Origin of the sequence: Paracoccus aerius (assembly GCF_014656455.1) — a bacterium.
Lineage (GTDB): Bacteria > Pseudomonadota > Alphaproteobacteria > Rhodobacterales > Rhodobacteraceae > Paracoccus > Paracoccus aerius.
The window spans coordinates 100,735-113,476 of the sequence record NZ_BNCL01000003.1 but is presented as its reverse complement, the minus strand read 5'-3'; the positions used below and the strand labels follow the sequence as shown (position 1 = coordinate 113,476).

The window sequence follows — 12,742 nt, the reverse complement described above, 5'->3', positions numbered from 1 at the left end:
GCAAGGTCAAGACCGGCCTTGCAGATGATGCAAGTCAGTCGCGGCTGCGGATGACCTTGGCCAGCGGCTCGAAGATCTGCGGGTTGGCGGCGATCAGGCGGCCCGATTCCAGCGGATCGTCGCCGTCGCGGATGCCTTCCACGAAGCCGCCTGCCTCGCGCACCAGCAGGATGCCTGCAGCCACGTCCCAAGGCTTGTTGCCGCGTTCCCAGTATCCGTCGTACCGGCCCGCCGCCACATAGGCCAGGTCAAGCGCGGCCGCGCCCAGCCGGCGCACCCCGGCTGTCAGCGGCATCAGGCGCGCCAGATCCTGCAGCGCGGCAGGCAGCGGGCCGTTGCCGGCAAAGGGAATGCCGGTGGCGAACAGCGACTCCTCCATCCGGCGACGGCCGGACACGCGCAGCCGCTGGTCGTTCATGAAGGCGCCGCCGCCCTTTTCGGCCACGAACAATTCATCCTTGGCGGCGTCGAAGATCACGGCGGCGACGATCTCGCCCTTGTGCTCCAGGGCGATGCTGACGGCCCAATGGGGCAGGCCGTGCAGGAAGTTGGTGGTGCCGTCCAGAGGATCGACGATCCAGCGGCGGGTGGGATCCTCGCCCGCATCCTCGCCGGTTTCCTCGCCCAGCCAGCCATAGTTGGGACGCGCGCCGCGCAGTTCCTCCTTGATGATCCGCTCGGCCTCCTGGTCGGCCTTGGTGACGAAGTCGCCCGCGCCCTTGACGCTGACCTGAAGGTTCTCGACCTCGCGGAAATCCTTGACAAGGCTGCGCCCGGCCTTGCGGGCGGCCTTGATCATGACGTTCAGATTGGCGCTTGCCATCACATACCTCGGGACATGGGGTTGCAGGCGTCATAGGGGCAAGCGCGGGGAATGTGAAGCGCAAGGGCTTCAGGCGGCGGCGCCCCGCAGCATCCGCAACGGTTCGGTGCGCGACAGGCGCAGGACATGGGCCATGTAGGGCTGGTTCAGGTCGTCCTGGCGCACGGCGGCGTAAAGGCGCCGGATGATGCCGGTGCGCGTCAGCGGCAGCATGGCGATTTCCGCATTGGCGGATTCGCGGCGCAGCACCCAGTCGGGCATCACTGCCACCCCGCGACCCGAGGCGACCAGCATCAGCGACACGGCGGTCAGTTCCACGGTGCGCTGCTGGGCGGGCTCAATCCCGGCGGGGGTCAGGAACTGGCTGAAGACATCCAGCCGCGCCCGGTCCATCGGATAGGTGATCAGCGTCTCCCCCGCCAGGTCGGCAGGGTCGGCATAGCCTTTTGCGACCAGCGGGTGTTCCGCGGGCACCACGAGCGTGGGGGAATAGTCGAACAGCGGCTGATAGGCGATGCCCGCCATCTCCTCGGGGTCCGACGAGATGACCAGGTCCACCTCTTGCCGGGCCAGGGCGGGCAAGGCGCCGAAGGCCAGCCGCTGGCGGATGTCCAGGTCCACCTCGGGCCAGGTCCGGCGGAAGATGTCCAGCACCGGCAGCAGCCAGTCGAAGCAGGCATGGCACTCCATGGCGATGTGCAGCCGCCCGATGCGGCCTGCCTCGACGCCCTTGAACTCGGCCTCGGTGGCGGCGACCAGGGGCAGCACCTGTTCGGCCAGGCGCAGCAGCCGCATCCCGGCGGGCGACAGGCGCATGGGCTTGGCGCGGCGGACGAACAGATCGACGCCCGCCTGTTCCTCCAATGCCTTGACCTGATGGGACAAGGCCGACTGCGTGATGTTCAGGACCTCGGCCGCGCGGGCCAGGCCGCCTTGTTCATGGATGGCGCGGACGGTGCGCAGGTGGCGCAGTTCCAGATGCATGGTGAGCAGGACTCATGTTGATCTTGAGGATTATGAATTTGTCTCACGCAATGCCGCATGGCACAAGCGCCCAAAGCCAAAGGAATCGCCATGTCCCGCCCGCAGATCAGTTTCGAGTTCTTTCCGCCGAAGACGCTGGATGCGTCCTTCCGGTTGTGGGAAACGGCACGGGCCCTGGCGCCGCTGGCCCCGGATTTCGTATCCGTCACCTATGGCGCGGGCGGCACGACCCGCAAGCTGACGCATGAGGCGGTGACGACCATCCACCGCCATTACGGCATCCCGGTTGCCGCCCACCTGACCTGCGTCGAGGCCACGCGGGCCGAGACGATGGAGATCGTGCAAGCCTATGCCGATGCCGGGATCCGAGAGATCGTGGCCCTGCGTGGCGACGCGCCCAAGGGCCAGGACCGCTTTACCCCTCATCCCGAAGGCTTTTCCAATACGGTCGAGTTGATCGAGGCGATCGCTGCGCGCGGCGACATGACGATCCGCGTCGGCGCATACCCCGAGCCGCATCCGGACAGCAGCGGCACGGATGCCGACGTGGCCTGGCTGAAGCGCAAGGTGGATGCGGGCGCGACAAGCGCGATCACGCAGTTCTTCTTTGACGCCGACACCTTCTTCCGCTTCCGCGACAAATGCGCGGCGGCGGGCATCGACGCGCCGATCATCCCCGGCATTTTGCCGATCCAGGGCTGGGCGGGGGCAAAACGCTTTGCCGCGACCTGCGGCACCAGCGTGCCGGCCTGGGCGGAAGAGGCGTTTTCAAAGGCTGCCGCCCAAGGCCCCGCGGCGGAACGCGCCTTGTCGGAACAGGCCTGCGTCAAGCTGTGCCGGGACTTGCTGGACGGCGGCGTGGACCGGCTGCATTTCTATACGCTGAACCGGCCGGACCTGACGCTGGCGGTCTGCGGGGCGCTTGGGGTCGAGCCGTTGCGCGATCTGGGCGCGGTGGCGTGACCGGGGGACTTCACGTCCCCCAGACCCCCCTGGGATATTTGAGCCAAGGTAAAAAGGTTATTCGAAGCCCATGACCGTGGCGCGGGTCATCGCGCCAAAGCCGTTGAATCGAGTGTTGGTGACCATGGAATAGGCCCCGGCGCCGTGGAAGATGACATAGTCGTCTTCGGCAAGGTCGTCCGGCAGGCCCAGCTCGCCCGGCAAGCGGTCCAGCGAATCGCAGGTCGGGCCGAAGACCACCCGGCCGATCCGGGCGCCAGTGCGGGGCTTGCCCTGCGGGGTCAGCACCTCGATCCGGTCGAGATTGCCGATGACCGGAAGTTCGGACAGCCCGCCATAGACGCCGTCGTTCAGGAAGACATCAGTCCCGTCCCTGACCGCCTTGACCCGTGTGATAAGGGCATAGGCGTCGGCGCAAAGGCCGCGCCCGGGTTCGCAGACCAGCAAGGGCGCGTCCGCACCAAAGCATTCCGCGACCATTTGGCTGATTTCGGTAAAGATCGCCTGCAGGTCAGGCTTGCCCCCCAGGACACGGTGCGAGGGGAAGCCGCCGCCCACATTTAGCCGATGTGCCTTGACGCCCGACATGTCGCAGATCCTGCGGGCCATGCGGATATAGCTTGCCCAAGCGGCCGGGTCGGCGCATTGGGTGCCCGGGTGAAAGGTCAGCGACGGGACATAGCCCCGATCCGCCACCAAGCGCAGCAGGTCCGCCGCCAGGTCCGGCGTTGCCCCGAACTTCGAGCCGAAGTCATAGGCCGCACCCGATACCGGCAACTTGAACCGGGCCGAAATCTCGACCCCCTTCCCGTCCATCTGTGTGGGCACCTGCGCGATCAGCTTGTCCAGCTCGCTTCGGCTGTCAACGGACCAGGCCAGGATGCCCTCGCGCACGGCATGGGCGATCTCGCGCGGCGAGCGGACGGGATTGTGGTAATGGCGCGCGGCACCCGGCGCCAGGCGGCCGACCAGATCGATCTCGAACGGCGAGGCCAGGTCGAAGCCCTTGATCCCGGCGGTCACCAGGTTCTGGATCACGGCCTCGTCCGGGTTGGACTTGACGGCATAGGTGACAAGGCCGGGAAAGCCTTGCAGGAACTGCCGCGCCCGGTCCTGCAGGACGGTCGGGGCGAAGGCCATCACCGGATGGTCGGGCTGAAGATTGCGGATGATCTCGGCCGGGTTGTCCCAGACGGTCTTCTTTGGCTCCATGGACGGGATCCTTTCGCGCGTTCCGTGCAGGCGGGGCGACAGGGTGACGCTCCTCCCTCCAGCGTGGCGCGTATGGGTGCCGGTTTCACCAGCCAAAAGGGTAGATTTGCGCGCTCGGCCGGTTAGAATGACGATGATTGCGTCAATGTGACGAAGCAGGGGCCCACGGCCGGTGGATGATCTGGATCGCAACATCGTGGCGCTGCTGTCCCAGGACGCCCGCACATCGATTGCCGTTCTGGCCCGGCGGCTGAAGGTCGCGCGGTCGACCCTGCAAGCGCGGCTGGAGCGGCTGGAAACCTCGGGCGCCATCGCCGGATATACGCTTCGCCTGGGCGATGCCGCGCGGCTGGGCCGCATCCGCGCCACCGTCCTGCTGGTGATCGAGCAGCGCAGCCAGCCCGCCATCCTGTCGCGGCTGAAATCCATGCCCCAGGTCGAACGCATCCACACCGCCAGCGGCCGGATCGACCTGCTGGTCCAGATCGTCAGCGGATCGACTGCCGAACTGGACGAGACCCTGGACCGGATCGGCGCCATTGACGGCATCCGGTCGCAGGAAAGCCTGATCCACCTGACGACCAAGCTGGACCGCGCCCTGTGATGGGGTCGCCTAGCGCAACCGGAACAGGTCCACGAAATCCTGCGCCGCGCGCGGATCGCCCGCCAACCCGATCACCCCGTCCCGTGCCAGGTCGGCCAGCGGCACCGGGCCGTAGACCGCCCGCGCCAAGCTGTTGCCATCGCCCGACAGGGTGAAATCCGCGTCCGCCTGACCTGCTGCGGGACGCAGGACACCGCGCGCAAGATGCAGGGTGTAAGCCTCGGTCCCCATCGACAGGCCGGCCGTCACCGGCCCCTCGCCCCCCCGGATCATCGCCGTCATCGAGATCACCAAGGCCGTCGGGCTGATGAAGCGCCGGGGATCGTGGCCCGGATGCAGCGCACCCCAACGGCACGCCGCCTGCAGGACCGGCATCAACCCGCGCCCCGAATCCGTCAGCCCGTAAAGCCCGGCGTCATGCGTGACCACGCCTGCGCCTGACAGTTGCGTCAGCCGCTGGGTCAGCACGGCGGCGGTGATGCCTGGCAGCCCGTGGCGGATCGCCTGGAACCGCTTGGGCGCCAGCATCAACTCGCGCACCACCAGCAACGCCCAGCGGTCGCCCACCACGTTCAGGGCATGGGCGGCAAGGCATCCTTCGTCATAGCGGATGCGCGGGTTCTGGCGGGTCTCGGTCATGGCTCACGGTATCAGTTGCTTTTTCATACTGCAACAGGCACCATCCCTTTGTCGGGCTTTGCCGACCGAGGGAGGAGTTCATGACCTATATTTCCGGCTTTGTCGCAGCCGTTCCGGCGGCCAACAAGGATGCCTTCATTGCCCATGCCAAGGCTGGCTGGCCCTGGTTCCAGAAACGCGGCGCGCTGCGCATGGTCGAATGCCTGGGCGAGGACGTGAAGCACGGCCGACAGACGGACTTCTATCGCGCGACCCAGGCGGCCGAGGACGAGGTGCCGCTGTTTTCCTGGGTCGAATGGCCGGACCGCGAAACCTGCGACGCGGCCTGGGCCAGCATGGAGGATGGCACCGACCTGCCCGAGATGCCCGCCATGCCCTTTGACGGAAAGCGCATGTTCTGGGGCGGCTTCACCCCCATTGTCGAGGTGGGCGAAAGCCGCCCCGGCAGCTATGTCCAGGGGTTCGTGCTGGCCGCGCCCGAGGAAAAGAAGCAGGCCTATATCGACATGGCCCAAAGCGCGACCGAGATGTTCCGCCGCCTGGGCGCCACATGGCAGGTGGAATGCTGGGGCACCGATGTTCCCCACGGCACGCAGACCGATTTCTATCGTGCCACCCAGGCAAAGGACGGAGAGGTGCCGCTGTTTTCCTGGATCGAATGGCCCGACCGCGCCACCTGCGACAATGCCGCCCGGCAGATGGAATCCGAGATGGCGGGGATGGAGATGCCCTCCATGCCCTTTGACGGGATGCGCATGTTCTGGGGCGGCTTCACGCCGGTCTTCGACAGCAAGGCTGGGGTGCAGTGATGGCCAAGGTTCACGGACATCCGATCTGGTTCGAGCTTGCGACGGCCAAGGGGCAACTGGCCGCGGCGGGCGATTTCTATGCCAGCGTCCTGGGCTGGCGCATCGCCGACAGCGGGATGGAGGGGCTGACCTACCACCTTGCCACCGCCGATGGCGACATGGTGGCGGGGCTGATGGAGATCCCCGATGGCATGGAGGGAATGCCGCCCAACTGGACGCTGTATTTCGGGGTGGACGATGCCGATCAGGCGGCCGATGACATCCGCGCGGCGGGCGGGCAGATCCATGCAGGCCCGTCCGACATTCCCGGCACCGGCCGGTTTGCGGTGGCCTCGGACCCGCAGGGGGCGCCCTTCGGGATCCTTGCCACCCTGCCGATGGAGGATGGCCGCCAGACCCAGGCCTTCGATCAGAAAAAGGCCGGCCACGGCAACTGGACAGAACTGATGTCCAGCGATCCTGCGGCGGGCTTCGACTTCTATGCCCGCATCTTCGGCTGGCAGAAATCGGATGCGATGGACATGGGTCCGATGGGCACCTACCAGCTGTTCCGTCATGACGGCGGCGATATCGGCGGCATGATGGGCCTGGGCAACGCGCCGCAGCCCTGCTGGCTGTCCTATTTCGGCGTGAACGGCATCAACCCGGCCATCCAGCGGATCAGGGACGGTGGCGGCACCATTCAGCACGGCCCGCAAGAGGTTCCCGGCGGCGCCCATATCGCCGTCGCCACCGACCCGCAGGGCGCCTGGTTCGCTTTGGTCGGCCCGCTTGAGGAAACATCATGACGCTGGTCCTGACCACCTATGACTGGGTGCCCGACTTTCCGCGCGGCTTCGTGCGCGATATCCGCGTCCGCTGGATGCTAGAGGAACTGGGACGGCCTTATCGGGTCGAGACGGTGCCGCTGCGGGACAAGTCCCCGGACCATGTCGCGCAGCAGCCCTTCGCCCAGGTGCCGTTCATCCGCGACGGCGACCTGACGCTGTTCGAATCGGGCGCGATCCTGCTGCATCTGGCAGAGGGCACGGTTCTGATGCCACAAGCGCAGCGCCCGCATGTCCAGCAATGGCTGATCGCCGCGCTGAACAGCGTCGAGCCCTTTGTCCTTGCCTGGATCGTGAACAAGGTCTTCGACAAGGACGAGGCAGGCGCTGCCCGCCGCGAACCCATGATGCGCCGGCGGCTGGCACAGTTGCAGGCCGCCCTGGGCGGGCGCGACTGGCTGGCGGGCGACGGCTTCACCGTGGCTGACCTGCTGATGGCCGACATCCTGCGCATTCCCGCGCAGAACGGGTTCCTGGACGACCTGCACGGGCTTGCCGCCTATGTCGAACGCGCGACAGGGCGGCCCGCCTTCGGAAAGGCCATGGCCGATCACCTGGCGCATTGGCGTGCAGCCGATGAAAAGGCGGGGGCGGCATGATCGGCCCCGGGCGCAACATCGCGATCAAGGTGCCCCTGCACCGATGGGACGAGATGGTCGCCTTCTATCGCGACAGGATCGGCCTGCGGGTCGCCCGACAGATGCGGGACAGTATCGGCTTCGACTTCAACGGCTTCACCCTGTGGCTTGACCGGGTGCCCCATCAGGCGCAGGCCGATCTTTGGCTGGAACTGTTCAGCGACGATCCGGACGCCGCCCTGGCGCGACTTGGCAGCCCGCTGCGCGACGAACTCGAACCGCTGGAAGGGGTGACGGGGCACTGGACCTCGGACCCCGCTGGCACCGTCCTGCTGGTCCGCCAACCGCGCGAGGGCGAAACCTGACGCTTGCGCCCTGCCGTGCCGCCGGGCGATGTGGCGGCGCGGCCATGACCCAAGCCATCCCTTGGCCTTTGCCCCTGCATTCGCTAATCCCCTTTCCAAGCGAAGGGGATCTGCCGAGATGAGCATGGACAAAAGCTTTGACGCCAAGGCCGCCGAGGCCAGGATCAGTGCGGAATGGGAACGGGCGAATGCATTCGCCGCCGGGGCCAATGCCCGACGGTCCGAAACATTCACCGTGATGATCCCGCCGCCGAACGTCACCGGCAGCCTGCATATCGGCCATGCCTTCAACAACACGCTGCAGGACATCCTGATCCGCTGGCACCGGATGCGCGGCTTCGATACGCTGTGGCAGCCCGGCCAGGACCATGCGGGCATCGCAACGCAAATGGTCGTTGAACGCCAGATGGCGCAACGCCAGGAACCCGACCGCCGCAGCATCGGGCGCGAGGCCTTCACTGCCAAGATCTGGGACTGGAAGCGGGAATCCGGCGACACGATCATCAACCAGTTGAAGCGCCTTGGCGCATCCTGCGACTGGTCCCGCAACGCCTTCACCATGTCGGGCGCGCCCGGCGCCCCTGCGGGCGAGGAAGGCAATTTCCACGACGCGGTGATCCGGGTCTTCGTGGATCTGTATAACAAGGGCATCATCTATCGCGGCAAGCGGCTGGTGAACTGGGATCCGCATTTCGAAACCGCAATCAGCGATCTCGAGGTCGAGAACCGCGAGGTTCCGGGCCACATGTGGCATTTCAAATACCCGCTGGCCGGCGGCGAGACCTATGAGTACGTCGAACGCGACGCCGACGGGAACGTCACGCTGCGCGAGACGCGCGATTACATTTCCATTGCCACCACCCGCCCCGAAACCATGCTGGGCGACGGCGCGGTGGCGGTGCATCCGGACGACGCGCGCTATGCCCCCATCGTCGGCAAGCTGTGCGAGATCCCGGTGGGGCCGCGCGAACACCGCCGCCTGATCCCGATCATCACCGACGAATATCCCGATCCCGATTTCGGGTCCGGCGCGGTCAAGATCACCGGCGCGCATGATTTCAACGACTATGGCGTGGCACAGCGCAACGGCATCCCGCTTTACGCGCTGATGGACAGCAAGGGCGCGATGCGCGCTGACGGGCTGTCCTATGCCGAAAGCGCCGAAATCGCATCTCGCGCGGCGCGGGGCGAGGATGTGGGCGACGTGTCCAACGTCAACCTGGTGCCCGAGGATCTGCGCGGCCTGGACCGGCTGGAGGCCCGCAAGCGCGTCGTCGCGCAGATCAATGCCGAAGGCCTGGCCGTCACCTATCTGCACAAGGAAATCGACGCGGACACCGGGTCGGAACACTTGGAACGCCGTCCGGTCGTGGACAGCAAGCCGATCATGCAGCCCTTCGGCGACCGGTCCGGCGTGGTGATCGAACCCATGCTGACCGACCAGTGGTTCGTGGACACAGCCCGCATCGTCGGCCCCGCACTTGACGCCGTCCGGTCCGGCCGGACCGAGATCCTGCCGGAACAGCACAAGAAGGTCTATTTCAACTGGCTTGAGAATATTGAACCCTGGACGATCAGCCGACAATTGTGGTGGGGCCACCAGATCCCGGTCTGGTATGGCCTCGACCTGTCGCTGGAAGGCCAGGTCGAGGATGACCAGGACGGTGCGCTTGACGACGTGGAGATTTTCGCGCTGCTGGAAGAAGGCCTGGTCCACCGCGACGAAATCCACCACGCCGCCGCCAGCTTTGCCGAGGTGGCCGAGCAGTTCCGCGATTCCATCGCCGGCCTGCCCCAGCCGCTCGAGATCGCCCGGATCGTCGAATGCACCGACCGCAATGCCGCCATCGACGCCTTCGCGCGTGGTCTGGCCGATTACAACCTGACCCAGGATCCGACCCGGCTGGTTTATCCGGTCTGGCGCGACCCGGACGTGCTGGACACCTGGTTTTCCTCGGGCCTGTGGCCGCTGGGCACGCTGGGCTGGCCTGAAGACACGCCTGAACTGCGCCGGTATTTCCCGACCGACGTCCTTGTCACCGGCTTCGACATCATCTTCTTCTGGGTCGCCCGGATGATGATGATGCAGCTTGAGGTGGCGGGCGACGTGCCCTTCCGCACCGTCTATGTCCACGGCCTCGTGCGCGACGAAAAGGGCGCGAAGATGTCGAAGTCGAAGGGCAACGTCATCGACCCGCTGTCGCTGATCGACGAATACGGCGCCGATGCGCTGCGCATGACCCTGACCGGCATGGCCGCGATGGGCCGCGACCCCAAGCTGGGGCCGAAGCATGTCGAGGGGGCGCGCAACTTCGTCACCAAGATCTGGAACGCGACGCGCTTTGCCGAGATGAACGGCGTGCGCGGCGGCGGCGCCATGCCCCAGCCCAGCCACACCGTGAACCGCTGGATCATCGGCGAGGTCGCGAGCATCCGGCTGGCCACGGACGAGGCGCTTGCGACATACCGCTTCAACGATGCTGCGAACGGGCTTTACGCCTTTGTCTGGGGCAAGGTCTGCGACTGGTATGTGGAATTCGCCAAGCCCCTGTTCGACGGCGATCACGCCGACGAAACCCGCGCCACGATGGGCTGGGTGCTGGACCAGTGCTATCTGCTGCTGCACCCGATCATGCCCTTCGTGACCGAGGAACTGTGGTCTCTGACCGGGGATCGGTCGAAGATGCTGGTCCATGGCGACTGGCCCGACTATGGTGCCGAACTGATCGACGCAGATGCCGACTGCCAGATGAACTGGGTGATTTCGCTGATCGAGGCAGTGCGCTCCGCCCGCGCCCAGATGGGCGTGCCGGCCGGCGCCAAGCTGGACCTGGTCGTGACCGAGGCGGATGCAGCCGCACGCGCGGCGCTGACCGCCAATGGGCCGCTGATCGAGCGTCTGGCGCGGGTCAATGCGCCGGTCGATGGCGCGGCGGGCAAGGGCATGATCGCGGTCGCAGCGCAGGGGGCCAGCTTTGCCCTGCCCATCGGCGAGGTGATCGACGTCTCGGCCGAAACCGCGCGTCTGCAGAAAGCCGTCGGCAAGACCGAAAAGGACGCCGACGGGTTGCGCAAGCGGCTTGGGAATCCGAAGTTCGTCGAAAACGCTGAACCTGAAGTCATCGAGGAAACGCGAGAGAAGCTGGCAGCGCTTGACGACGACCTGGCGCGGTTGAAATCGGCCTTGGCGCAGTTGGCCGCGATGTGACGACACTCCTCGGCCCTCGATGCGGGGCCGGGGACCGCAACAAGGCTTCAGGGGGTGCCGGGATGGGCTGGCTGGACCGGATCGCCGAACGGATGATGCTGAAGGCGCGGGCCGAGGGAAAGCTCTCGGGCCTTAAGGGCGAGGGCAAGCCCCTGCCCGACCGCCCGGCGGGCGAGGACGGCACGGCGGTAGGCTTTCGGATCATGGCCCAAGCGGGCGTCCTGCCCGAGGAGATCGTGCTGAAAAAGCAGGTCATCGCCGCGCAGGAACGCCTGGCCAGCCTGCCAGAAGGCCCGGAACGCACGGCCCTTCTGGCCGAGATCGCGCGGCTTCAGATGCGCCAGGCCATCGCCGAGGAAGCCCGGCGCCGCTTCATGCGCGACTGACCGCCGCGACGGCCCGGGGCAAGGCCTCGGCCAGGATATCCAGTTCGGCGTCGGGCGCGCAGCTGATGCGGATGCAGCGGTTCAGGGGCGCGACCCCGGGCATCCGGATGAACACGCCTTCTGCCGCAAGCGCATCCACCAGGCCGCGGGCGAAGGCGCCGTCGCGGCCGGTATCGACGGCGACGAAATTGGTGGCCGAAGGCAGCGCCGTCATGCCGTTGTCCCCGGCAATGGCGCCGATCCGGGCCCGAGCGGTCGCCACCTGCGCCACGGTCCGGGCCAGCCAGTCTCGATCTTGCAAGGCCGCAAGGGCGCCTGCCTGGCCGATGCGATTCACGCCGAAATGGTTTCGCACCCGGTCGAAGGCGGCGATCAGGTCCGGATGGCCCATGGCATAGCCCACCCGCGCGCCCGCCATGCCATAAGCCTTGGAAAAGGTCCGCATCCGGATGACGCGCGGATCGTCTGCGTCGATGTCAGGAAGGGCGTCGGCCGGGGCGAATTCGGCATAGGCCTCGTCCAGGATCAGCAGCGTGCCTTCCGGCAGATCGTCCAGCATCGTCCGGATCACCGTGCCGTCGTGCCAGCTTCCCATGGGATTGTCGGGATTCGCCAGATAGACCAGCCGCGCGCCCACCTGCCGGACGCGGTCCAGCAGGGCCTGCGGATCCTCGGCTTCGTTTCGGTATGGCACCTTGTTCAGGCAGCCGCCGAAGCCCGCGACATGGAAGTTGAAGGTCGGATACGCCCCGTCCGAGGTCACCACCACGTCGCCCGGCGCGACGGTCAGCCGCACCAGCAGGCCCAGAAGCCCGTCGATCCCCTCGCCCACGACGATGTTCCGGGGCCGGACGCCGTGATGAGCCGCAAGGGCGCGGGTCAGGTCGTGATTGGTCGGATCGCCGTATTTCCAGACCTCGCCCGCCGCCGCCTGCATCGCGGCAAGGGCGCGGGGGCTGGGGCCGAAGCCGTTCTCGTTCGCGCCAAGTCGGGCGGCGAAGGGACGGCCCGCCTGGCGTTCCAGCGTCTCGGGACCGACAAAGGGCACGGTGGCGGGCAGGCCCGCCGGGATCGGGGCAAGGCGGATCATCAGAAGGCGCGGAAGGTCATCGTGGTCAGCGTGCGGCTGATATGGGGAATGTCGAACAGCTTCTCAGACAGAAACCGGCCCACATCCTCGTCTTCCGGGATATAGACCTTGGCGATCAGGTCGTAGTCGCCCGAGGTCGAGTAAAGCTCGCTCACGACTTCCCGGTCATAGATGGCCTCGGCGACCTGATAGGTCTTGCCGGGCTCGCAGCGGAACTGGACGAAGACGGGTCGCATGGGTGGCCTCCTTTGCAA

General features: G+C 66.6%; 14 protein-coding genes. 8 read left to right on the top strand and 6 right to left on the bottom strand.

Going from position 1 to position 12,742, the window contains the following annotated elements:
* Positions 1-34: 34 nt before the first annotated feature.
* Both IE224_RS04740 and IE224_RS04735 read right to left on the bottom strand, forming a co-directional pair.
* Positions 35-826 (bottom strand): inositol monophosphatase family protein, encoded by a 792-nt coding sequence (locus tag IE224_RS04740; RefSeq protein WP_191308453.1) that lies wholly within the window; start codon positions 824-826, stop codon positions 35-37.
* Positions 827-892: 66 nt separating this feature from the next.
* Positions 893-1,807, bottom strand: coding sequence for a LysR family transcriptional regulator (locus IE224_RS04735; RefSeq protein WP_191308451.1), 915 nt, complete (start codon positions 1,805-1,807; stop codon positions 893-895).
* A 90-nt stretch (positions 1,808-1,897) separates the two neighbouring features.
* On the opposite strand from IE224_RS04735, the gene metF reads away from it, so the two are divergent.
* On the top strand, positions 1,898-2,770 hold the full coding sequence (gene metF, locus IE224_RS04730) for a methylenetetrahydrofolate reductase [NAD(P)H] (protein ID WP_191308450.1): 873 nt from the start codon (positions 1,898-1,900) through the stop codon (positions 2,768-2,770).
* Positions 2,771-2,827: 57 nt separating this feature from the next.
* Here the strand turns inward: metF and IE224_RS04725 are convergent, their stop codons facing one another.
* Positions 2,828-3,982: a type III PLP-dependent enzyme gene (locus tag IE224_RS04725; protein WP_191308448.1), complete on the bottom strand. Its 1,155-nt coding sequence runs from the start codon at positions 3,980-3,982 to the stop codon at positions 2,828-2,830.
* A 172-nt stretch (positions 3,983-4,154) separates the two neighbouring features.
* On the opposite strand from IE224_RS04725, the gene IE224_RS04720 reads away from it, so the two are divergent.
* Complete coding sequence (locus IE224_RS04720) at positions 4,155-4,586, top strand: Lrp/AsnC family transcriptional regulator (RefSeq protein WP_167621181.1); 432 nt, start codon at positions 4,155-4,157, stop codon at positions 4,584-4,586.
* Positions 4,587-4,595: 9 nt separating this feature from the next.
* Here the strand turns inward: IE224_RS04720 and IE224_RS04715 are convergent, their stop codons facing one another.
* Positions 4,596-5,225, bottom strand: a complete 630-nt coding sequence (locus IE224_RS04715; RefSeq protein WP_191308446.1) for a winged helix-turn-helix transcriptional regulator — start codon at positions 5,223-5,225, stop codon at positions 4,596-4,598.
* Positions 5,226-5,305: 80 nt separating this feature from the next.
* Here IE224_RS04715 and IE224_RS04710 point away from each other — a divergent pair, with 80 nt between their 5' ends.
* The 6 genes from IE224_RS04710 (at position 5,306) to IE224_RS04685 (ending at position 11,398) form a co-directional block, all read left to right on the top strand.
* Positions 5,306-6,034 (top strand): DUF1428 domain-containing protein, encoded by a 729-nt coding sequence (locus IE224_RS04710; RefSeq protein WP_167621179.1) that lies wholly within the window; start codon positions 5,306-5,308, stop codon positions 6,032-6,034.
* Positions 6,034-6,822, top strand: a complete 789-nt coding sequence (locus IE224_RS04705) for a VOC family protein (protein ID WP_191308445.1) — start codon at positions 6,034-6,036, stop codon at positions 6,820-6,822. Before IE224_RS04710 ends, IE224_RS04705 begins: the two co-directional genes overlap by 1 nt.
* Positions 6,819-7,460 (top strand): glutathione S-transferase family protein, encoded by a 642-nt coding sequence (locus tag IE224_RS04700; RefSeq protein ID WP_201281078.1) that lies wholly within the window; start codon positions 6,819-6,821, stop codon positions 7,458-7,460. The genes IE224_RS04705 and IE224_RS04700 overlap by 4 nt, the downstream gene beginning before the upstream one ends.
* Positions 7,457-7,804 carry a VOC family protein gene (locus tag IE224_RS04695; RefSeq protein WP_191308443.1) on the top strand — a complete coding sequence of 116 codons (348 nt, stop codon included), beginning with the start codon at positions 7,457-7,459 and terminating at the stop codon, positions 7,802-7,804. The genes IE224_RS04700 and IE224_RS04695 overlap by 4 nt, the downstream gene beginning before the upstream one ends.
* Before the next feature lie 118 nt (positions 7,805-7,922).
* Positions 7,923-11,012 (top strand): valine--tRNA ligase, encoded by a 3,090-nt coding sequence (locus IE224_RS04690; RefSeq protein ID WP_191308441.1) that lies wholly within the window; start codon positions 7,923-7,925, stop codon positions 11,010-11,012.
* 62 nt (positions 11,013-11,074) lie between these two features.
* Positions 11,075-11,398 (top strand): DnaJ family domain-containing protein, encoded by a 324-nt coding sequence (locus tag IE224_RS04685; RefSeq protein ID WP_191308439.1) that lies wholly within the window; start codon positions 11,075-11,077, stop codon positions 11,396-11,398.
* Here IE224_RS04685 and IE224_RS04680 read toward each other — a convergent pair.
* Positions 11,385-12,488, bottom strand: a complete 1,104-nt coding sequence (locus tag IE224_RS04680) for a pyridoxal phosphate-dependent aminotransferase (RefSeq protein WP_191308437.1) — start codon at positions 12,486-12,488, stop codon at positions 11,385-11,387. The genes IE224_RS04685 and IE224_RS04680 overlap by 14 nt on opposite strands.
* On the bottom strand, positions 12,488-12,724 hold the full coding sequence (locus tag IE224_RS04675; RefSeq protein ID WP_126154199.1) for an Lrp/AsnC ligand binding domain-containing protein: 237 nt from the start codon (positions 12,722-12,724) through the stop codon (positions 12,488-12,490). The genes IE224_RS04680 and IE224_RS04675 overlap by 1 nt, the downstream gene beginning before the upstream one ends.
* Positions 12,725-12,742: the final 18 nt, after the last annotated feature.